This window comes from Streptomyces sp. RG80, from assembly GCF_040446465.1.
Taxonomy (GTDB): Bacteria; Actinomycetota; Actinomycetes; order Streptomycetales; family Streptomycetaceae; genus Streptomyces.
Window position 1 is genome coordinate 23125 of the sequence record NZ_JBEAAJ010000016.1, and the last position, 19647, is coordinate 42771.

20 protein-coding genes and 1 pseudogene are annotated in these 19647 nt (G+C 67.5%); 11 read left to right on the forward strand and 10 right to left on the reverse strand.

The features are described from left to right. Positions 1–396: 396 nt before the first annotated feature. Positions 397–711: a hypothetical protein gene (locus ABKA17_RS42155; protein ID WP_353697720.1), complete on the forward strand. Its 315-nt coding sequence runs from the start codon at positions 397–399 to the stop codon at positions 709–711. A 103-nt stretch (positions 712–814) separates the two neighbouring features. On the opposite strand, the gene ABKA17_RS42160 is transcribed toward ABKA17_RS42155, so the two are convergent. After that, positions 815–1144: a winged helix-turn-helix transcriptional regulator gene (locus tag ABKA17_RS42160; protein WP_353697848.1), complete on the reverse strand. Its 330-nt coding sequence runs from the start codon at positions 1142–1144 to the stop codon at positions 815–817. A gap of 159 nt (positions 1145–1303) precedes the next feature. Here ABKA17_RS42160 and ABKA17_RS42165 point away from each other — a divergent pair, with 159 nt between their 5' ends. The 4 genes and pseudogenes from ABKA17_RS42165 to ABKA17_RS42180 all read left to right on the forward strand — a co-directional run bounded on the left by ABKA17_RS42165 (position 1304) and on the right by ABKA17_RS42180 (position 5724). After that, on the forward strand, positions 1304–2194 hold the full coding sequence (locus ABKA17_RS42165; protein ID WP_353697849.1) for an NAD(P)-dependent oxidoreductase: 891 nt from the start codon (positions 1304–1306) through the stop codon (positions 2192–2194). Between the two features lie 257 nt (positions 2195–2451). Then, positions 2452–3104 (forward strand): annotated as a pseudogene (locus tag ABKA17_RS42170) (transposase family protein). A 1111-nt stretch (positions 3105–4215) separates the two neighbouring features. Further along, positions 4216–4665, forward strand: a complete 450-nt coding sequence (locus ABKA17_RS42175) for a hypothetical protein (protein ID WP_353697721.1) — start codon at positions 4216–4218, stop codon at positions 4663–4665. A gap of 504 nt (positions 4666–5169) precedes the next feature. After that, positions 5170–5724 carry a hypothetical protein gene (locus tag ABKA17_RS42180; protein ID WP_353697722.1) on the forward strand — a complete coding sequence of 185 codons (555 nt, stop codon included), beginning with the start codon at positions 5170–5172 and terminating at the stop codon, positions 5722–5724. A 65-nt stretch (positions 5725–5789) separates the two neighbouring features. On the opposite strand, the gene ABKA17_RS42185 is transcribed toward ABKA17_RS42180, so the two are convergent. After that, a complete protein-coding gene (locus tag ABKA17_RS42185; protein ID WP_353697723.1) occupies positions 5790–5921 on the reverse strand; it encodes a hypothetical protein in 132 nt (43 codons plus the stop codon). Positions 5922–6691: 770 nt separating this feature from the next. Further along, positions 6692–7288 (reverse strand): NADPH-dependent FMN reductase, encoded by a 597-nt coding sequence (locus ABKA17_RS42190; RefSeq protein WP_353697724.1) that lies wholly within the window; start codon positions 7286–7288, stop codon positions 6692–6694. Between the two features lie 112 nt (positions 7289–7400). Between ABKA17_RS42190 and ABKA17_RS42195 the strand changes: the two genes are divergently transcribed. Continuing rightward, the gene (locus tag ABKA17_RS42195) at positions 7401–8240 is read left to right on the forward strand and encodes a helix-turn-helix domain-containing protein (protein ID WP_353697725.1); all 840 of its coding nucleotides are present in this window, start codon (positions 7401–7403) and stop codon (positions 8238–8240) included. 557 nt (positions 8241–8797) lie between these two features. Here ABKA17_RS42195 and ABKA17_RS42200 read toward each other — a convergent pair. After that, complete coding sequence (locus tag ABKA17_RS42200) at positions 8798–9700, reverse strand: LysR family transcriptional regulator (RefSeq protein WP_353697726.1); 903 nt, start codon at positions 9698–9700, stop codon at positions 8798–8800. Between the two features lie 188 nt (positions 9701–9888). Between ABKA17_RS42200 and ABKA17_RS42205 the strand changes: the two genes are divergently transcribed. Beyond that, on the forward strand, positions 9889–10194 hold the full coding sequence (locus ABKA17_RS42205; RefSeq protein WP_353697727.1) for a DUF1330 domain-containing protein: 306 nt from the start codon (positions 9889–9891) through the stop codon (positions 10192–10194). Between the two features lie 288 nt (positions 10195–10482). Here the strand turns inward: ABKA17_RS42205 and ABKA17_RS42210 are convergent, their stop codons facing one another. The 6 genes from ABKA17_RS42210 to ABKA17_RS42235 all read right to left on the reverse strand — a co-directional run bounded on the left by ABKA17_RS42210 (position 10483) and on the right by ABKA17_RS42235 (position 14957). Further along, complete coding sequence (locus ABKA17_RS42210; RefSeq protein ID WP_353697728.1) at positions 10483–10869, reverse strand: fic family toxin-antitoxin system, toxin component; 387 nt, start codon at positions 10867–10869, stop codon at positions 10483–10485. After that, positions 10866–11165: a type II toxin -antitoxin system TacA 1-like antitoxin gene (locus ABKA17_RS42215; RefSeq protein ID WP_353697729.1), complete on the reverse strand. Its 300-nt coding sequence runs from the start codon at positions 11163–11165 to the stop codon at positions 10866–10868. The genes ABKA17_RS42210 and ABKA17_RS42215 overlap by 4 nt, the downstream gene beginning before the upstream one ends. 118 nt (positions 11166–11283) lie before the next feature. Beyond that, positions 11284–11643 (reverse strand): DUF6233 domain-containing protein, encoded by a 360-nt coding sequence (locus ABKA17_RS42220; protein WP_353697730.1) that lies wholly within the window; start codon positions 11641–11643, stop codon positions 11284–11286. A 503-nt stretch (positions 11644–12146) separates the two neighbouring features. After that, positions 12147–13181 (reverse strand): SDR family oxidoreductase, encoded by a 1035-nt coding sequence (locus ABKA17_RS42225; RefSeq protein ID WP_353697731.1) that lies wholly within the window; start codon positions 13179–13181, stop codon positions 12147–12149. Between the two features lie 10 nt (positions 13182–13191). Beyond that, positions 13192–13911, reverse strand: a complete 720-nt coding sequence (locus ABKA17_RS42230) for a DUF998 domain-containing protein (protein WP_353697732.1) — start codon at positions 13909–13911, stop codon at positions 13192–13194. After that, entirely contained in the window at positions 13908–14957 is a 1050-nt protein-coding gene (locus ABKA17_RS42235; protein ID WP_353697733.1) for an aldo/keto reductase, read from the reverse strand. Before ABKA17_RS42235 ends, ABKA17_RS42230 begins: the two co-directional genes overlap by 4 nt. A gap of 73 nt (positions 14958–15030) precedes the next feature. On the opposite strand from ABKA17_RS42235, the gene ABKA17_RS42240 reads away from it, so the two are divergent. From ABKA17_RS42240 to ABKA17_RS42255, 4 genes are all read left to right on the forward strand, one after another. Continuing rightward, the gene (locus ABKA17_RS42240; protein WP_353697734.1) at positions 15031–15567 is read left to right on the forward strand and encodes a TetR/AcrR family transcriptional regulator; all 537 of its coding nucleotides are present in this window, start codon (positions 15031–15033) and stop codon (positions 15565–15567) included. A 70-nt stretch (positions 15568–15637) separates the two neighbouring features. Further along, entirely contained in the window at positions 15638–16057 is a 420-nt protein-coding gene (locus tag ABKA17_RS42245) for an SgcJ/EcaC family oxidoreductase (RefSeq protein WP_353697735.1), read from the forward strand. 1 nt (position 16058) lies between these two features. Next, the gene (locus tag ABKA17_RS42250) at positions 16059–16553 is read left to right on the forward strand and encodes a helix-turn-helix domain-containing protein (RefSeq protein ID WP_353697850.1); all 495 of its coding nucleotides are present in this window, start codon (positions 16059–16061) and stop codon (positions 16551–16553) included. A 299-nt stretch (positions 16554–16852) separates the two neighbouring features. Continuing rightward, positions 16853–19120 carry a M4 family metallopeptidase gene (locus ABKA17_RS42255; RefSeq protein WP_353697736.1) on the forward strand — a complete coding sequence of 756 codons (2268 nt, stop codon included), beginning with the start codon at positions 16853–16855 and terminating at the stop codon, positions 19118–19120. Positions 19121–19647 lie beyond the last annotated feature (527 nt).

Genomic DNA, 19647 nt, shown 5'->3' on the forward strand with positions numbered 1-19647 from the left:
CCGACGGAGCGGACGGTACATGAGTACCTACCTGCGTTGCGGAGGACCTGCGAAGCAGTTCGAGGAAAGGCCAAGGGGCCGGATCACGAGTCATGGTTTGCGGGCCCTGTGGAACGAGGGATCTGCTGTGCGCGATCCGAAGAACGTCGAAGCACACGGCGAGAGGTGGTGAAAAGTAGAGATCACCAGCAAGGGCCCCATGAAGGGCGCGTGAACCCGGTGCAGGCTATGGTTCTTCGTCGGGTCCCGCAAGCGTGGCGCGGATCGTGCGCGCCGTCTTCCATGCCATCCACTACGGCCTGAAGATCTGGTGACCCAGAGTTGGCGATTATCAAGCGCCACCCAACCAACTGGATCAGGAGGGTGGTGGTCGAAAGTTGAAGAGGGGAGGGATCGATGGCGGTTACAAGCCGTATCGCTGCCGTGATTGCACGACAGTACGGGAGTGACGCGGATGCGGTCATCTCGCTATTGGAGGAGTCTGAGCCGAAGGTCTTTCATAAGCCCGCCCACGAGAGGATAGCGGCTGCCGTCATCATTTACGCTGATGGGGACGTGGACCGCCTATTTGGGGCTATCCGTGAGATGGAGACAGATTGGCGCGATCTGCTGATGATCGCCCATATCGGGAATTCTGGTTGGCAGTCCAGGGTGGACGATTATTTCGGTGCGGCTCAGCCCTGTGAACGGGGCTATCCAGAACGACTCTGATGCCGTGATCACTCCTGTCACGACCAGGATGATCTCACTTCAAGATCACTTACGAGGGCCCGTTGGAGCGGCAACGATCTCGACTGCCTCCTTTGCGCCCGGCTCACGGGAGGGCTTCAAGACGCTCCATGTGTTCCTCGCCCCACTGGCCGAGTGGGGCGAGAGCGGCGATGAGCGAGTGACCGAAGTCGGTCAGTGAGTACTCCACCTTCGGTGGGACCTGGTGATGGACCTCGCGGTACACCAGGCCGCTGGCCTCCAGTTCCCGCAGCTGCAGGATCAGCATCCGCTCACTGATACCGGACACTGTCCGGCGCAACTCGCCGAAGCGCAGCGGTCCTTCGCCGAGCCAGAACAGGATCAGCCCCTTCCATTTCCCTCCCATGACGTCGATAGCAGCATCCAGCCCGCACGTATAGCTCCGCCTCTGCATCAGCCCCATCTCCCTAACAAAAATGTGGGTACCAGACAAAATTGTAGGTACTTGCACAACAGTTGGTGCGCCTACAGCATGGAGCAGGCATCGCACCAAGATCGCGACAACTCCGTGCGGCTGCACATTATTTGCCGTCATCTCAGGCAGGAGCAACGAATGACAGGGCATCACCGCACTCCCGTGACCGTCGTCGGGCTGGGCTCGATGGGCAGTGCACTGGCTGAGGCACTCATCGACGCCGAACACCCGACTACCGTCTGGAACAGGACCCCATCGAAGGCCACGCCGCTCGTGTCCAAGGGTGCCGTTCACGCGCACACGATGGACGAGGCGATCGCTGCGAGTCCGCTGGTCATCGCCTGCCTGACCACTTATGACAGCACCATCGAAGCCTTGGAGTCGACCGCTGCCGCGCTCAAGGGGCGGGCCCTTGTGACGCTGAACAGCGGTTCACCGGCTGGGGCCCGGCAGATGGCCGAATGGGCGCATGGGCACGGCGCACGCTACCTCGACGGAGCGATCAAGAACGTGCCGTCCGCCGTGGGCGCCGAGGACACACTCCTGTACTACGGCGGCGACAACAGCGTCTTCGACGAGTTCGCATCGACGCTGCGGGTGCTGGGTGGCGACACCGTCTACCTCGGTACCGACGCCGACCTCGCCGCTCTGTACGAGATGGCGGTGGGCGGCACACTGCTGCCCGCGCTCGTCGGCTTCTTCCAAGGCGCGGCAGCAATGCAGGCCCGTGGACTCACGGCGGTCTCAATGGTTCGATTCAGCATCAAGTGGTTCGAGATGATCAACTCGGTACTGCCGGTCTTCGCTGAGGAGATTGACAGCGGCGACTACAGTAAGCCCGCCTCCTCCGTAAACCTGTTCCTTGCCGGAGCCGCCCACGACGAGGAATTCGGCAAGGAAGCGCACCTCGACATGGACTGGCACAAGCCCTTCCATGACCTGCTCAAGCGAGCGGTCGAAGCCGGCCACGGCGACCACAGCATCTCTGCCCTGACAGAGATCCTCAAGAACCCTGGGCAGACCGGATAGCTCGGGACGGCACACAGCTGGTGCGAAGCAGGCCAATCACCCAGCTACCCAGACCAGCCCCCGTATGGGCCGACGTCAGCGCCCGGACAGCCTCAGTGGGCAGCACGTATCCCGATAGACATCATCCTTGCCCGCCACGCTCGGCACCTAAAACGGCTCGTCGAGACGAAGGCCGTCGCCGCCGTGCACCACCGACTCAATTGCGGGCAGCCCTCAAAGCGCGTTCCGGAAGGCCGCGATCTGGGCATTTCCCTTGTATGCGTGGGGTGTTGAGGGCTGATCCGTTGTGGGTGGAGACGTTCACGGGGCTGCGGATGATGCATTTCGAGCGGTTACTGAAGGCGGTGCGGCAGCGAGGTGGCGATGGGCCGCGGATCGGCCGGCCGTGGCGTCTGCCGTTGGCCGAGCGGGTGCTGGTGGTAGCGGTCTACTACCGGACGAACCTCACCATGCGACAGCTCGCGCCGCTGTTCGGCATCTCGCCGGCGACGGTGTGCAGGGTCATCCTGCGGCTCGGGCCCCTCCTCGCGATCGCGCCGACCTCGCGTCCGGCCGATGCCGCGGACCGGTTGTGGATCGTCGACGGCACCCTGGTCCCGGTCCGCGACCGCAAGGTCGGCGCCTCGAGCCGCAACTACCGGTTTTCCGTCGGGGAGTCACAGTGCTCGTCGACGGCGCCTGCATCAACACCGGCCTGGTCGTCCCGCACCGCAAACGACCCGGCCGGGCGCTGCTGGCCGGTGAGGAAGCCGACAACGCGGAACATCGCCGGGTCCGTGCGCGGGTCGAGCATGCGATCGGCCGCCTGAAGAACTACAAGATCCTTCGTGACTGCCGACAGCACGGCGATGGCCTCCATCACGCCGTCCAAGCGGTCGCGCACATGCACAACCTCGCCCTGTCCGTGTGATCAGCACAGCCGTGACGGGCCCTGACCTGCAAACTCACAGCCTTCTGCAACGCGCTTTAGTCGGCGCGGGGAGATTCTCGAGCGCTCAGGTCACCACCGTCGTGGAGACGATCCGAAGTCTTTGCACCGGCCCGTGTTGGCCCCCAGAGCAGGCCAGCCCACGTCATCGGTGACAAGGGCCGCGTGAAGATGTCCTCAGCGATGCCGTTGTTCGTCGGCCCGGTAACGGCCCAAGCTGCTTGGACAGTTGCAGTGGGTCGTGGGGAAGAAGCATCGGCCTGGACAGCGGGGCGAGTGAGTCGGCGGGGCATGAGCGTGCTGAGTGCTCCGTCACCGGCGGCGAAGGCGGGAGCGCGCGTGCTGCGCCACCGACAGTAGCGGCAGCGCGGCCGCTGCTCTGTGGCTCTGGAGCCGTGCTCGGTGTGTGGAGGTGTGCTGTGGCCTGAGGGTGGCCCGACTACGGCCCAGACCATGGCCGTTGGGTATGCGTGTGGCGGGATTGTGATGGGTGGTCGGGGGTTGTAGTCGGGGCTGGCAGGTGAGCTGCCTGGATGGATTTCACGCCCCCTGTCTCCTCAACGTCAGACAGCGGCCGGCGGGTGTCGGTGCGCGGTGGCATCCGCCCTGGCAGCTGCGGTCATCGTGCCCGTGCGGATGCGCGATGAGCGGGGGTCGGATCCGGTGCGGGGTGATGACGAGGGATCTGTTCACGCAGATCGCGATCAGTGTGTTCCGTGACCGTCGGGTGAGTTTCAAGGCGAAAGGGATCTTCGAGTATGTCAGTACGCATCGGGCTGGCTGGCGGGTGACCGTGGCCGGTCTCGTCCGCGCCGGTCCTGACGGACGGGAAGCGGTCCGTAGCGGGCTCCAGGAGCGGACGCCGCCACTGCGCTCCAGGGTCCGTCGGCACCCAGGGACGGGGGCGGCTGGGTCGGTTTCGGCCGGGGAATTCGGCGCGGGGTAATGGCCTGCCTGTTTCACAAAGTTGAGCCAGAGCCCGTTCTCGGGGACTGGCTCAGCTTTGGCGGTCGGTGGGGCTGCGTGGTGATTGGTGATTGGGTTCGGCTGCCTGCCGGGCTCGTTGTCGTTGGTGAGTGCCATGATCGGTTGTATGGGAGCTCTCTTCGGGTACTACGCCGCTGCTGACGATGAAGACGCCGTTCGGGCTGTGGTTCGTGAGGACGGACAACCGATGGGCACGGGGTACGACTCGTTTGTCGTTAAGGGTGTCGATCCGGTGGTCGAACTGCTGCCTGCCGAGGTGCTAATCACGGGGCGGGACCCCGGTGTTATCGAGGCTGATCCGAGGCATGGGCATTTGGTGGGAATGGTGGGTTCTGGCGAGGTGGTCAGCTTGTCCCTCACTGATTCGTTTTGTGATTCGCTGGCCCACTTCGATCAAGAGCAGTTGGGCGAAGTGGCACGTGGTTGGTCCGCGTCGGGTGTCTTCAACGCTCAGTCGGACCTGAGTGGGCCCACGGGTTTCCTGGAAGATCTTGCTGCTCTGGCACAGAGGGCGGCTGCTCGCGGCCACCGGATGTACTGCTGGATCAGCATGTAACGAGGTGGGGTTCAGCCCGCCAGCAGTACTCGCTTGCGCAGCAGGCCGAAGCCGACTCGGCCGAACATCTGGCGCTTGCGTATCTTGATCCGGTTCACATGGCCTTCGGCGACGTCTGAGCTCCCGGGCAGTGTGAGGCCGGCGGTGACGGCGTCGCGGTCGCGGGGCGATTGCCTTGGCCCGGCCGGGAAGGCCGTCCTGTCCCGGGCGTCTCGATGTTCGCGTCCACCGACAGCACCACAACGTCCTCGACCGCCGGTAGCAGCAGCTCCTCTATTACTCAGCGCGCACACCACAGAAGTTGAGGTAATGCCGCATCCGACAACGTTTGCCCTGTTCGGCTGCGGCTCTGGTGCGAAGGGGCACGAACGCGGCACCGGCCTCGGGGTCGGCGTTGCTCGAGTTCAGCCGCCGCCAGGCGGATGAGGGCGTCGGCCAACGAGGTCCGCGCCAAGTTGAGAATCCCTGGACCGGCGGGCTGCTCTTGCGCCTAGGGTTTCGATCATGTTCAAGTCAGGGGTGGGGTTCCTCGCGTTGTTCGGGCTCGGCTGGTGGCTGCTGGGCTCGAGCGCATTCGACGGGTTGACGCGGCAGGTCCTGGTGGTGATTGGCTGTGTCGTCATGGTGGGGCTGATGCTCGCCGCGCGTCGTTTCCTTCCCGTGTCGGCAGGGGGACCATTCCCCGTTGACCGACGTCGGCGGTTCAATCAGATCAACGGGCTCCAGTGGCTGCTGATCATCGCCATCGCCGTAGTCTGCAGTCGCGTCGGGGTGCCGGTGCTTGTTCCCCCGCTGATCGCGGTTGTCGTTGGGCTCCACTTCCTGCCGTTGGCGGCGGTGTTCGAGCAGCCCCGGCTGCGGGTACCGGCAGTCTTGTTGATCGCTTCCGGGGCGGCGGGCATGACCGTCTGGTTCGCGAACGGACCGGACGAGAGCGTTCGCCTCGTGGTGGGCCTCATTTCTGCGCTTTCCCTGTGGGCCATGGCGATATGGACGGTTGCAGGGGCGGCATCCGCTACGGGGCAAGGGCCAGGAAATGAGGGATCTGGCGGCGCGTGACAGCCTCGTAGCGGGTCAAACCCGCCGCGGCCCGCCCATGGAGAGCGGACCGCGGCGTTGGCCGACTACTTGTAGGCGCCGGCCACAATGGCCACCGTCACGGTGTCGCCGTCGTCCGCAGCGATCGCGGTCCCGGCGCCTGCGATCGCGATGACGATCCCCGCCGCGATGGCGACGACCCGCACGATTTTGGTCATGCCTGCCTCCCGTTGGTTGAAACACGCAACGCTACCGTCGCGCGGTGACACGTCAGTGTCGTTGTCGAGCATCCGGTGCGTCGTGACGGCTACCCCGGGTCAGTGCAACGTCGAGCTTGTGGCGCTGGCCCTGTAGGGGAAGCCGGACGTGCCTCCGCAGCAGGCCATGGTCTGGGGCTGATCGGCCCCAGCCAGCGGCGCCACGGTGAGGACCGCCGCCACCGTCACCAACACGCCAAGTGCAGCCCGGCGTATCCCAACTCCTCAAAATTTCGGGTTGGGGCCGCAGCAGGCCACGGTCTGGGGCTGATCGGCGCCGACCAGGGGCGCCGCCGCGAGGACCGCGAGCACCGCTACCAACACACCAAGAATGGCCTTGCGCACCGTCTCCTCCTCTATGCGAAGTTGAACCGATCGACCCGACAGCACGCCCCCGTTACGCCTGGCCTGGCGGCACAACGCAGCAGGCGGCGCAGGGTCGTGTCCCGCTGTCGCGCCACCCGCTCGATGATCAGGACCACTGCCCGCGCAGCGATGCTCACGCACACCCCTATGAGTGGACAAGCATTTCGATCGCTCTCAAAAGCGTGCGGATCCCCTGAAGTGATGGTCGGGATCAGACGGTGAGGCTGTAGTTCTGCTGGCCAGAACTACAGGTCTGGGGTAGAGACGCCTTCGAGCCGGGCGCCGACGAGTCCACCTTTACGTGCGTGCCGCCCTGCCCGGTGCCCAGGAGGTGGCGGCCCACGCGGCATGCCGAGTCGCCGTATTCAGGCCGGGTACGGCGCAGTCTCGCGTGCCGACTTGAGCGCGCCCGCCCACCAGGCCAGCTGGTCGAGCAGTGACTTGGCGTATCCGGGGGCCTGGGGGTCGAGCGGGCTGCCGTCCTGCCAGGCCGTGAAGTAGTTGGGGAAAGAGAGACCGTCGCGGATCGTCACGGCATGGAGCTCGGTCAGCACGTTCTCCAGGTGCAGGACCGCGTGGCGGCCGCCGGCTGCGCCCCCGTAGCTGACGAAGGCGACAGGCTTGGCGGTCCACTGGGTGAAGTGCCAGTCGATGGCCGCTTTCAAGGAGGCGGGATAGCTGTGGTTGTACTCGGGTGTGATCACGACGAACGCGTCCGCGCTCTCCAGGGCGGCGGTCAGGTGCCGCATCCCGGCCGGGCGAGGGTAGTCGTCGCCGGCGTACTTCGGCGATGTGGCGGGCAGGGACAGCGGGATCTCGACGTCGGCCAGATCGACGACCTCGACGTCAAAACCGCCGTGCGAGTCGGCCTGTTCGGCCAGCCAGGACGCAACCACCGGACCGAACCGCCCCTCGCGGACGCTCGCCACGATGACCACCAACGTGTGTGTGTTCTTCTCCATGCCCACCACCCTCGGGTCGGCCCTCGGCCGCAGCCAGGCCGAGCCCAGGCTGGCCCCCGCAGGGCCACCCTGAGCTCCCCGCGACCGGCCCGGCCCGCCCTATCCTCAAGAAATGGGTACGCCGCTGGGGGACTTCATCCGGAGCAAGCGCGACAGTGTCCAGCCGGAGACACTCGGCCTGCCGGATCGAGGCCGCCGACGCTCACCAGGACTACGCCGCACGGATCTCGCGGCGCGCGCCGGCATCAGTGTCGAATACCTGACCCGTATCGAGCAGGGCCGTGACCGCAATCCCTCGGTGGCGGTGGTGAACGCTCTCGCCGACGCCCTCAGCCTCTCTCCCACCGAGCGCAGCCACCTGCGCTACCTGACGAAGATCACCGGCGGGGAATGCACCGCGCACACCCGGCCCGCGCCCCCGCCCCGGCATGTGCGAGACGCCGTTCAGCAGACACTGCGCCTCCTGGAGCCAGGCATCGCCGTGCTGACCAACCGGCTGGGTGACATCCTCGCCCACACCTGCGCGTACCGGTCGGTGACGGACGGCAGTGGACTGCTCGACACCGAAACCCCCAACCTCACCCGCTACGTCTTCACCGACCCGCGGGCCCGTACCTTCTTCGCCGACTGGGACGACGTCGCCGACGAACAGGCCTTCGACCTGTGGCTCGCCCCCTCCGCGGAGAACTCCCAATGGTTCACCACGGAACTCGCACGCCTCGCCGGCCCTGAGCTAACCCGGCGCCTGAACCGACACGTCGTACCGCAACGCGGAATCCTCCGGCTCAGCCATCCAGCCGGATGCGAACTCCGGCTGCTGCGGGAAACACTCGAACTCACTGACGATGCACAGCAATTGACCGTCTTCCTTCCCTCGGACGACGAGACCGCCGCGGCCGTCGAGCAACTCCGCCGCAGGCGCCCGCACAGCACACTGCGGGCCATCTCCTGACGTGCGGGCAGTGCCCGACCTGCCGTTCAACCCACTCCGCGTACAAGTAACTGCCAGCAACCCGGAACTCAGCGGGCGCCTGGTGCTCGAGCACCTCGGTATCCCCCTGGACGACGCAGCGCTCGCCGGGCCCTGGCCCAGCCTGACGCTCGCCCAGGACGGCGCACCAGCGCCATCGCTGGGCCATGACTACGCGGGCGAGGGACCGGTTCCGCCCGGCACCGTCCTGGATTTCGGCCCGTCAAATGGACTCTCTTGACCGATGTCATGGCCGCCGTCGACGGCGGGCGTTCCCGCCGGTTGCCCGTGCGTGTCCGGTTGGGCGCCGGCGAAGGCGCACTGTTCGCCGAGATCGCGGGTTGCGCGAGGACACGGCCCCGATGGACGACTCGGACCGGGCCCGGGGCCGTCATCGGAGGCTGATGCTCCGGCGAAGCAGGGTCGCGTCGGACATGCAGCAGGACCGCCGTCGTGGTCATCACCGGCAAGGCGTGCGGGCGCAGGGCTTTCGGCTTCGTCACCGCAGGCGTCTGACGGGCTTGACCCTTTTCTGCGTGTCAGTTCGGCAGCCAGTCCAGCTCGTGGGCCAGGGCTTTGGCGACGACGCGGATGCGGTGGTGCAGCGGTGACTGCTCGCGGGGGAGGACGAGGTGGATCGTGAGGCTGGGTGCGCCTCGCAGTGGTCGCCAGGTGAGACCGGCCGGTTGTGCTGCAAGCGCGGCTTCCCCGGCCGGGGCGAGGGTGACGCCGTCGTACAGGTCGCGCTGGGACATGTCGAAAGACACGGCGGATGTGTGGAATCGGGGGTGTGGTCGGGTGTCTTGGAACAGTGCGGACAGCTGATCGTGGATCACAGGGTTGGCCGCACGGTCCGGGAGCCGCAGCGGATATGCGGCGGCGTCGGCGATCTCGATCTCCGTTTGTTCGGCCAGCGGATGGTGCTGCGCCAGCTGGACACCGACCCGCAGACGCCGCAGCAGATACCGGCGCACACCACGGCCAGGCTGTTCACCGCGGGTGATGCCGGCATCGATGCGGCCGTCGGCGACGGCGGGGGAGATCTCCGGTGTCGCCATCGGGGCCGCGCTGACCTCGAGTCCGCTGTGGCCGCGCATCAGTCTGTCCACCAGAGCCGGTACTGTCTCGGCGCCGGTGCTGAGGCTGTATCCGATGCGCAGCGTGCCCAGTTCACCGGCCGCCGCACTTCGGGCGGCGTCCCATGCCCGGTCCAGCGCCGCCAGCGCGGGCGGCGCGGCCTCCGCCAAAACCGCACCGGCGGTGGTCAGTTGGACGCTTCGCGTGTTGCGGACCAGCAGGGCCGTACCCAATTGCGCCTCCAATCGGCGCATCCGGGCGCTGAGCGCGGGCTGTGCGATACCGATCCGGGCGGCTGCGCGGGTGAAGTTCAACTCCTGGGCCAGCACCAGGAAGTACCGCAGGCTCACCGTGTCCGGCGCCACGTGTCCTCCTTGCCAACTGATAACGATCCGTTCTGAGGCTATCCCGAACCGGTCTTTCCCTCGGCCGCGTATCAAGTCCTAGCCTGCGGATATGACGATTCCGCTGACCGCAGTTCGCGTCGCCGGGATCGATTGATCTGAGTGTCCATGCGAAGTCGGGCGTGTCCGGGCGAGCGCAGGAGGTTTGTATGGCTAAGGGTTACTGGGTCAGTGTCTACCCCGCGATATCCGACCCTGAGGGGCTCGGTGCCTACGACAGGCTGGCCGGTCTGGCTGTCCAGGCTGGGGGCGGGCGCGTCCTGTCCCGGATCCCGTCCCGTGGCGGTCGCGTCGTCGCCCACGAGGCCGGCATCACCCAACGCGTTGTTCTGATCGAGTTCGACAGCTTTGAACAGGCCGTCGCGGCATACGAGAGCGAGGCATACCAGAAGGCACTGGTGGCCCTCCCCGACGGCTTCGAGCGAGATTTCCGCATCGTCGAAGGCATCGACTGATTGGCGCGGGCCGAGCCATTGCTGAGCATCCGTCACCTGATCAGCACACGGTGCTGAACGGCGACTGACGAGATGGGTCCGAAGCGATGCATCGCGTCCAGTTCATCGACGTCTTCGACTGCCTGATCCCTGTCGAGCGGCCCGCGGCAGTTCTCTGCAACGCCCCGTCAACGCCCTCTCAGAGCGTCAATGACCGTGGGAGTGGTCTGCTGTTGGTGAGGTGTTGGGGATGGGTGATGGCGAAACGGGGTCCTCCGCGGTGGGGGAGGAGCCCGTTACGGTAGGAGATCAGGCGGTGCTCCAGGCGCGTAGCTGTCTGCCGGCCAGGCCGACGCCCAGGGTGCCGGAGGCCACGTTTCGTACCAGGGCGACCGCTTCCTTCGGCGGATACTCCAGAGGGCACCCGTTAAGTAGCAGATAGGCCTCTGTGCAGTGCCAGGCGAATGCCTCGTTGGAGTGTTCCAGGCAGGGCAGCCGCGCCAGCGTCTGCAGCAGCGCGGCTGCTTTGAGGTACAGGGATCCGTAGACGTCCCGTTCCAGTGCTCGGGCATTGACCCGGGCGGTAGCCGCGTACAGGGGACCGAGATCGTCGACCTGCGGATCACCGGGCAGCAACTCGGCAGCGTGCAGCAGGAACGTCACATCGAGCGGGTGGAGCGGTTCGCGCTGTGTCACGCGGCGTGACCCCGCTCCTGATCTGTTTCGAGATCATGGCGCGCGGTGAGTTCCGCGGCACGGCGCTCTGTGACGGGGTCGGCCGCGTCGGCTGCTTCGGCGAAGGCGTCGCCGCTGCGGGCCATCGATGCCTGGAAGGCGTCGAGGAAGTGCGTCTGTACGGCGGTGGCGCGGGCGTAGGCCGCGGACAGGATGTATTCCTGCAGACTGACGCCCTCCTGCCGTGCTGCGGCCTCGATCGCGGCACGCTGGTCTGGGTCGGGGAAACGGAGATTCATCGCTTTCGGCTGAGGCATGGTACCGATGGTATCGCCGGTACCACGCCGAGGGCAGGTGCTTCTCGGAAGGAGGTCGAGATGTCGCTGCTGGTGCCGGCGCGTGGCCGTCTCGTCGAGGGCCGTTGAACTGCGTTCCTTAAGTGTCTCGATGTGTTGAGGCTCCTGGGGGCAGGTGTTCGGTCCGTGCGCCGCGCCGACGGATGCAAGGTGTGCGGGCGAATAGGTCGAGGATGTTCAGCTGGACGTCCGGCTGGCAGTGGCTGCACCCGGGCAGGCCCGTCGCGAGCACGCGGTGGGCCTCATCGCGGCTGACGGGTCGGCGCCGTCTGCTGGCCTGGGGCAGTCGCCGGCGTGGACCTGGAGGGGCGGACGTCCGGCGCTGATGCCGAGTTCGACGAACTACTCCGGTGGCGCTGGCCGGTTGTGGCGGCCATGGTCTTGCTCGCGCTGCCTCTGCTGGACGGCTTCGATCTTCGCGTCGATGCGCCGCACCCACAGGGCGTGCCAGATCCGCCTTCTGTGGAATGAGGGTCTGTCAAGCCGTTCGGCATGCGGTGCGGGGTCGCGCTGCGGTCGCAAGCCGGTCTGCCTGGGTGGCGCCGGCGGGAGGTCGAGGGTGCGCCACAGGCAGCTCAGAGCGTGAGTCGCTGGTTACATGGGCTGCCATCACTCTGGTGACCGGGCGCCTCACTCGCTGGACCTGCCGTGGTGCCGGCCCGCAGACTTTCCGAGGGCACGAACGGAACTGATCATCATGGTCCTGCCGACGGGCAGGGCCGCCTCCCCTTGGCCGCGACGACGCCGTCACCTGGGCGACGGACGGGCGGGCTCCGGAACGTGTCGACTGCCATGACGGCTCGGAGCCTCTCGTCCCGGCTCACTCAGCGGGTAAACGGGCGCCCCCGGACCGCACGTCCGTGCGGGTCCGGGGCCGGTGGCACCTGTCGCGCCGCGTCAGCGGCTCGATGCCTCGGTGCGCGGGGTCGCCGCGTCGGTCGGCTACGAGGCGGCCTTTGTCCCGATGCCGTGGGCGAGGAGGCTCTCGGCGGTGTCCTCGATGGTGTCTTCGATGGGGCGCGCTCGCCATCCGAGGAGCTGCTCGGCCTTTGTGCTTGTGGCGTCGAGGTCCCGGCCGAGCTGGTGTTTGAGCAGTCGCAGTTCCGGGTTGACGATGCTCAGTGTGCGTGCGGCCCAGACGGGCAGTTCGCGGGTCGGGGCCTTCGCGGCGCGCTCACCGAGGCGGTCATGCAGGATGCGTGCGATGTCGATGACGCGCAGGCTGTGCCCGGCGATTGCCAGGAAGCGTTCGCCGGCGGCTGCCGGATCGGTCATCGCGCGCAGATGCAGATCCGCGACGTCGCGCACGTCGACGAAGCCCATCCCGAAGGGAGGGCACGCAGGAACCTGTCCTTCGAGCATTCGGCGGACCAGACGCAGGGATGGCGGGTCGTCCGGGCCGAGCAGGGGTCCAAGGACCCCCACGGGATGAACCGCCGCCAGTTCCAGGCCACCGCCTTCGTCCTGGACGAACTGCCAGGCGGCGCGTTCGGCGAGTGTCTTGGACCGCTGGTAGGGCGGGATGTCGCTGTCGACGTCTGTCCAGTCCTCCTCGGTGAACGGGGTCGAGCGCGGGGGGTGCCCGATTCCGATGGCGCCGAAGGCGCTGGTCAGGACGGTCCGGCGTACACCGGCGTCGCGGGCTGCGCGCAGTACTCGCAGGACGCCCTGGCGTGCCGGGACCACCAGGTCGTCGTCGTTCGCCGGCGTATGGCGCAGGGTCGGTGAGGCGACGTGCAGGACGAAGTCGCAGTCGGCGACGGCAGCGTCCCAGCCCTTGGGCTGTTCGAGGTCGGCGCGTACGACCGCGAGACGGTCGTCGTCGAACGGTGTGGCCGCGTGCAGCCAGGACCGCAGCGCCGGCTCGCGTTGCAGGTCGCGGACCGTGGTGCGGACGGTGTGTCCGGCATCCAGTAGGGCCTGGATGCACCAGCTCCCCACGAAGCCGGTTCCTCCGGTGACCAGTACTCGTGTCATCTGTCTCTCCTCAGCTCTCGGCTCGTGCGGTAAGGGGTGCCAGTGGGTGCGCTGCACGGTGGTGCTGGGCGGCGGCCACGCTGCTTCCGAGGAGGGCGTGGCCGATCATGATCGGGTAGATCACGGCGCGTTCGAGCAGGCCGATGTTCCACATCCAGCCGCTGAACACGTCGGTCATGAAGAGGGGGAACGCGATCAGTCCGGCGGTGCCGAGAGTGATGCTCGCGAGCGACCGGCCCCGGGTGAGACCGATGCGTGCGCCGCTGGTTCCGACGGCGATCGCCATGATGTTGCCGGCGAGCATGACGCCCTGTGCGCCGAAGGTGTGGAACGCGATCAGGCCGTTGTCGACGTTGGCGTTGGAGCCCTGGAAGAGGCCGACGAGCGAGACCCCTGTGCCGGCGAGGACGGCGAGGCTGAGGATGATGATCGGGCGGGTGCCCTTGCGTGGGTCGAACACGAGGAACGCACCGACGATCAGGAGGGTGCCGTAGATGACCCAGCCGGTGTCCATGACGGCGCCGAGGGGGGAGTTGGCGACTTGTCCGAACGCGGTCTGCGGCGGGCCGGTCAGGCCGAGGTGGCTGACCCAGTTGTACAGGGGCGAGTACGGCGGGTCCTGCCATGCGGCGGCGGTGATGAACTCGGCGGCCCAGGACACGAGCGGGCCGAGAAGGATGAGGAGGGCTCCGGCGCGGGCAGCGGCGCCGGAGCGGACGATGGGGTTCATGCGAGAGCCATGCCGGGGACTCGTCGGCGGATGGCCTCCATCTCGGCTTCGTCCGAGACGCCCTGCCAGTCGTAGCGGGGGGTGTACGGGGCCTCCAGGGCGCGCACGTCGTCGTCGGTGAGCTCGGTGTCGAGGGAGGCCACGGCCTCGTCGATCTGCCGGACCGAGCCGGCGCCGACCAGCGGCGCGGTGACGACCGGCTGGCGTCGCAGCCAGGCAAGCGCGACCTGAGCGCGGCCGACGCCGTGAGTATCCGCGACCTGCCCGACGGCGTCGATGATCGCGTGGTTGGATGCCTCCTCGGCCGGCGAGTAGAGCAGGTCCGCATAGGCGCCGTCCGTCTCGGAGCGCACCGTCGAGCGGGCGTCGTCCCACGCGCGGGTGAGGCGGCCGCGGGCCAGCGGCGACCAGACGATCGTGCCGACGCCCTCGTCCAGGCACAGCGGGATCATCTCGCGCTCCTCTTCACGGGCGAGGAGGTTGTAGTGGTCCTGCATCGACACGAAGCGCGCCCAGCCGTTCTCCTTCTGCAGGCGCAGCGCCTTCGCGAACTCCCACGCGTGCATGGACGACGCGCCGAGATAGCGGACCTTGCCGGCCTTCACGAGGTCGTTGAGTGCTTCGAGGGTCTCCTCCCAGGGGGTGGCGTGGTCGTTGCGGTGGATCTGGTAGAGGTCGATGTAGTCGGTGCCCAGGCGGCGCAGCGAATGGTCGACCTCGGTCATGATCGCCTTACGTGACAGCCCCCGTCCGTTGGGTCCCAGCCGCATGGGGTGGCGCAGCTTCGTGGCGATCACCACTTCGTCGCGGTCGGCGAAGTCCTTGAGCGCCCGGCCGAGGATCTCCTCGCTGGAACCGTTGGAGTACATGTTCGCGGTGTCGAAGAAGTTGATTCCCGCTTCCAGCGCGTGCTTGATGAGCGGGCGCGCGTCCTGTTCGCCCTTCGACCAGACGGGGTGCCCGCGGTCGGGTTCGCCGTAGGTCATCGCACCGATCGCGATCGGGGATACGTCGAGGCCGGTCATGCCGAGCTTGATGTAATGCATGACGCTCCTTAGGATGTGGAGAGCTCTCCATTTAACGTAGTGGAGAACTCTCCACTTAGCAAGGTGAGGTCCTGTGGTCCGCTCAGACGCCCGCGAGAACAGGGCGCGCATCCTCGCCGCCGCACGCGAAGCCCTCGCGGCGGACGGCAGCACGTCGATGAACCAGATCGCTCAGCGCGCGGGAGTCGGGGCGGGCACCCTGTACCGCAACTTCCCCACGCGTGAGTCGCTGGTTCTGGCCGTCTACCAGGACGAGGTGGCACGCATCACCGGCACCGTGCCCGACCTGCTGGCCCGGATGCCTCCCCTGGAAGCGCTCCGCCACTGGACGACCGACCTCGTCGAGGCCATGCGCAGAAAGCATGGCCTCGGCGACGCTCTCGGCCCGGGCGCGCACCAGGCGATCAGCGAGCAGAGCTACGGGCCGGTCATCGCCGCGATCACAGAACTACTCGACGCCGGCAAGAAGGACGGAAGCATCCGCCCGGACGCCGACCCAGGCGACTTCCTCCAACTCACCGGCGCACTCTGGCGCGCCGCGTCCAGCCCCGAGGACCGGGCGCCCCACATGCTCGCGCTCATCCTCGACGGACTCCGCACGCACCGGTAGCGAGCTGGGGATCGATAGGCCTTGGTCGGAGCATGACCTCAAGTGCCGTTGAGGTTCCATGATGATCGGCATGGAGACGACGGTCACTGATCAGCAGACCCAGGAAGCCGAGATCGCAGAGATCAAGCAGGTGATCGCCAGGCTTGAGCGTGCCCAGCAGAACGAGTTGCCCGAGGCGTTCGTCGGTCTGTTCCGGGCCGATGCGATCTGGACGACGGGCCATGGCAAGCGCCTCACCGGTCGCGATGAGATCTCGTCCTTCACCTACCAAGTGCTGCCACGGGCCATGGAGAACTCGACGGCCACGTACGAGGTGGTGGACGTGCTGTTCATCCGCCCCGACGTCGCCGCGGTCAAGGCGCACGCGCAGTACTGGACCCTGGAAGGGGAGCCGATCGGGAACGCGGGCACCCCGCTCTACGTGATGGCGAAAGAGGACGGGCAATGGTGCCTGGTCGCCTGCCAGAACGCTGAGGTGCGTGCCCAGTGACATGAGAGGGGCCGCACGGATCGGGGAAGTTGCGAATCAGGTCTGGGCCCGTGCAGCCTGCTCCCATCCTGCCCTGGCCGGGGTCTCCCGCGCATACTTCGGCGAGTTGCTCGACGATCTCGTCCCGAAGTGGGCGGCAGCCCATGAGTCGGCGCTGCGAGCGCGGCGCGGCGGCGATCGTCGGCGGACCGCGGGCGCCGGACCCAAGCGGCGGCTGGTCTTCGTGGACCGGCTGCTGGTGACGCTGGTTCACCTGCGATTGGGACTGCCGCATGCGGCACTCGCGGAGCTGTTCGGAGCGGACCGCTCCACCGTCTCCGGCTCGATCCGAGAGGTTCGGCCACTACTGGTAGCCCGGCCCCAACAACAAGATCACCCAACTCGAGGAGTCGGCACGCCGAACCGCCCTCCTCGGCATGTCCCGCTTCCAGGACATCGCCCCGCACGCCACGACGCGGACTCCTCTCGGTTCCCACTCGACGGAGATCACCCGTGAAGCCCTCCCCTTGAGGTGAGGCCGAAAATCGGCGCTGTCTGTGCCGATATGCCCGCTCGGCAAGCCGAATTCCGGCCGTTGCCTTGGCGTTGCCATGACAAAACAGGCTGCGCGGTGCCACTCTTCTGCGGAAGTTCACGATTCCTTGACGGAATCCCCACGTGGAGCAACCGCTCAGCCCCCACCCCCCGCCTCCTTCAACCCGCATGCCGTGCAGCGCTCCGGACCGGCGTATCCCGCCGCTCCGTCACCTCCACGACCCCCCACCACGGGCCGTCCGTTGTACGAAGGAGAATTCGTTGCCCCTGCGACGCCGCGCTCTTACCGGGCGCAGACGCACCACCGTCCTCGCCCTCACGGCCATAGGCTCCCTGCTCGCCCTCGCCGCCCCGGGTCTCGCCACCGCGGTCCCGGCGGACCCGGGCCTCACGAAGATCACCGCCACCCCCCGGGCCGGCGCCGCCCAGCCGTCCCTGACGCCCGCCCGCCGCGCCGCCCTGATCGAAAGCGCCCGTTCCGCAGCGCCCCGCACGGCCCAGCGGATCGGTCTCGGCGCCCAGGAGAAGCTCGTCGTCAAGGACCTCATCAAGGACGCCGACGGCACCACGCACACCCGTTACGAACGCACCTACGCGGGGTTGCCCGTCCTCGGCGGTGACCTGGTCGTCCACGACAAGAGCAGTCGTACGACCGTCACCAAGGCGAGCCCCGCCCGTCTCCAGATCCCCTCGCTCCGTCCGAAGATCACCGCCGCTGGTGCCGCCACCAAGGCCCTCCGCATCTCGAAGAAGACCAAGGTAAAGGGAGCCGTGACGGAGCAGGCGCCCCGCCTGGTGGTCTGGGCCGGGACCGGCAAACCCGTGCTGGCCTGGGAGACCCTCGTCAAGGGCGTACAGGACGACGGCACCCCCAGCGAACTCCAGGTCGTCACCGACGCTGCCACCGCCAAGGAGCTCCTGGCGGCCGAGCACGTCCACACCGGCTCCGGCACGGGCCAGTACGCCGGCGAGGTCCCACTCGGCACCACCCTGTCCGGATCGACGTACCAGCTCGTCGACCCCGACCGTGCCGGGCAGCGGACGTACGACCTCAACCAGGGCACCTCGGGCACCGGCACCCTGTTCACGGACGACAACGATGTCTGGGGCAACGGCCTTCCGACCAACCGTCAGACCGCAGGGGTCGACGTGGCGTTCGGCGCGGCGGCCACCTGGGACTACTACAAGGAGACGTACGGCCGCAACGGCATCCGCAACGACGGTGTCGCCGCCTACAGCCGCGCCCACTACGGCAACAACTACGTCAACGCCTTCTGGCAGGACTCCTGCTTCTGCATGACGTACGGCGACGGCTCGGGCAACACCCATCCGCTGACCGCGCTCGACGTGGCCGCCCACGAGATGAGCCACGGGGTCACGGCCGCCACCGCGGGCCTGGTCTACTCGGGAGAGTCCGGCGGGCTCAACGAGGCGACCTCCGACATCTTCGCCGCCGCCGTCGAGTTCAACGAGAACCTTCCGGCCGACCCCGGCGACTACCTCGTCGGCGAGAAGATCGACATCAACGGTGACGGCACACCGCTGCGTTACATGGACAAGCCTTCCAAGGACGGCGCATCCCGCGACAGTTGGAGCTCCACCCTCGGCGGCATCGACGTCCACTACTCCTCGGGCCCCGCGAACCACTTCTTCTACCTGCTCTCCGAGGGCAGCGGCGCCAGGACCGTCAACGGCGTGGACTACGACAGCCCGACCTACGACGGGCAGCCCGTCACCGGCATCGGCATCCAGAACGCCGCCGCGATCTGGTACCGCGCGCTGACGACGTACATGACCTCCACGACCAACTACGCCGGCGCCCGCACCGCCACCCTGTCGGCCGCCACCGACCTGTTCGGCGCCTACAGCCCGACCTACCTCGCCGTCGCCGACGCCTGGGCCGCGATCAACGTCGGCAACCGCATCGCCCTCGGCGTCAACCTCGCCCCGACCGCCGACCAGATCAGCGGCATCAACCAGAACGTCAGCCTCCAACTCGACGCCTACACCACCAACACCGGCGCCGCACTGAACTACGAGGCCACCGGACTGCCCGACGGCCTCGGCATCAGCCCGAGCGGTCTGATCAGCGGCACCCCGACGACCCTCGGCACCAGCGACGTCACGATCACCGTGACCGACAGCACCGGTGCGACCGCCTCGGACACCTTCACCTGGAAGATCGGCTACGTCTACGCCAACACGACCCGCGTCGACATCCCCGACAACGGGGCCGCCGTGGAGTCACCGCTGACCGTCACCGGCCGCGACGGCAACGCATCCGCGACCACCTCGGTCTACGTCAACATCGTCCACACCTACCGCGGCGACCTCACCGTCGACCTCGTCGGCCCCAACGGCACCGTCTACTCACTCCTCAACCGCAGCGGCAGCTCCGCCGACAACGTCGACCAGACCTTCACCGTCGACGCCTCCGCACAACCGCTCAACGGAACCTGGACCCTACGCGTGCAGGACCGGGCATCCATCGACGTCGGGTACATCGCCCGCTGGCAGCTGACTCCCTGACACCCAGACAGACCATGCGACGCCGCCCGGGTCCTGGGGACCCGGGCGGCGCCACGAGGAACATCGGCGCCCCCGGCCTCAGCAGCTCTCCGTCGATGTCTTCGCGGCATTGGCGGGAACGCGCAGTTGGCCCTCACGCGCGTGGAACCGGCGCGCCGCGGCCATGTTCCGCTCCCATGGCACGTCCTGGGACCGCCGCGTCGGCCGCACCCTCTGCCCCGCGGTGTCAGGGTCGACGCCGATCGTCTCCAGGGGTGGCGCCGTGCCGGGGGCAGTTTGTCTCCCGCCGCCGTCTGCCCGGCGATCCCCACGGCCAGGTGTTCGACCGCTGGGGTGCTGCAGAAGGACACAGTTGCTGTGCAACCTGGGCCGCTGCTGTCGGAGTGTGAAGGGGCGCCGGATGCGACCAAGGAGGAGCAGAATCAGCCACGACCTAGCCCTCTTCCAAGCCCTCGTGAGCTCCCCGCGGCTGCGGGGCGCCGCTTGGCGCTCCTCGCTGACCTGCGCAGGGCCGGCCTGCCCGGGGC

What these genes read in the sequence shown, in the direction of transcription:
- ABKA17_RS42250 (WP_353697850.1), top strand. Translation starts at nt 16,059, where the DNA reads ATGAGAGGGGCCGCACGGATCGGGGAAGTTGCGAATCAGGTCTGGGCC.
- ABKA17_RS42165 (WP_353697849.1), top strand. Translation starts at nt 1,304, where the DNA reads ATGACAGGGCATCACCGCACTCCCGTGACCGTCGTCGGGCTGGGCTCG.
- ABKA17_RS42175 (WP_353697721.1), top strand. Translation starts at nt 4,216, where the DNA reads ATGGGAGCTCTCTTCGGGTACTACGCCGCTGCTGACGATGAAGACGCC.
- ABKA17_RS42205 (WP_353697727.1), top strand. Translation starts at nt 9,889, where the DNA reads ATGGCTAAGGGTTACTGGGTCAGTGTCTACCCCGCGATATCCGACCCT.
- ABKA17_RS42155 (WP_353697720.1), top strand. Translation starts at nt 397, where the DNA reads ATGGCGGTTACAAGCCGTATCGCTGCCGTGATTGCACGACAGTACGGG.
- ABKA17_RS42215 (WP_353697729.1), bottom strand. Translation starts at nt 11,165, where the DNA reads ATGCCTCAGCCGAAAGCGATGAATCTCCGTTTCCCCGACCCAGACCAG.
- ABKA17_RS42180 (WP_353697722.1), top strand. Translation starts at nt 5,170, where the DNA reads ATGTTCAAGTCAGGGGTGGGGTTCCTCGCGTTGTTCGGGCTCGGCTGG.
- ABKA17_RS42190 (WP_353697724.1), bottom strand. Translation starts at nt 7,288, where the DNA reads ATGGAGAAGAACACACACACGTTGGTGGTCATCGTGGCGAGCGTCCGC.
- ABKA17_RS42195 (WP_353697725.1), top strand. Translation starts at nt 7,401, where the DNA reads ATGGGTACGCCGCTGGGGGACTTCATCCGGAGCAAGCGCGACAGTGTC.
- ABKA17_RS42245 (WP_353697735.1), top strand. Translation starts at nt 15,638, where the DNA reads ATGGAGACGACGGTCACTGATCAGCAGACCCAGGAAGCCGAGATCGCA.
- ABKA17_RS42225 (WP_353697731.1), bottom strand. Translation starts at nt 13,181, where the DNA reads ATGACACGAGTACTGGTCACCGGAGGAACCGGCTTCGTGGGGAGCTGG.
- ABKA17_RS42235 (WP_353697733.1), bottom strand. Translation starts at nt 14,957, where the DNA reads ATGCATTACATCAAGCTCGGCATGACCGGCCTCGACGTATCCCCGATC.
- ABKA17_RS42230 (WP_353697732.1), bottom strand. Translation starts at nt 13,911, where the DNA reads ATGAACCCCATCGTCCGCTCCGGCGCCGCTGCCCGCGCCGGAGCCCTC.
- ABKA17_RS42185 (WP_353697723.1), bottom strand. Translation starts at nt 5,921, where the DNA reads ATGACCAAAATCGTGCGGGTCGTCGCCATCGCGGCGGGGATCGTCATC.
- ABKA17_RS42160 (WP_353697848.1), bottom strand. Translation starts at nt 1,144, where the DNA reads ATGCAGAGGCGGAGCTATACGTGCGGGCTGGATGCTGCTATCGACGTC.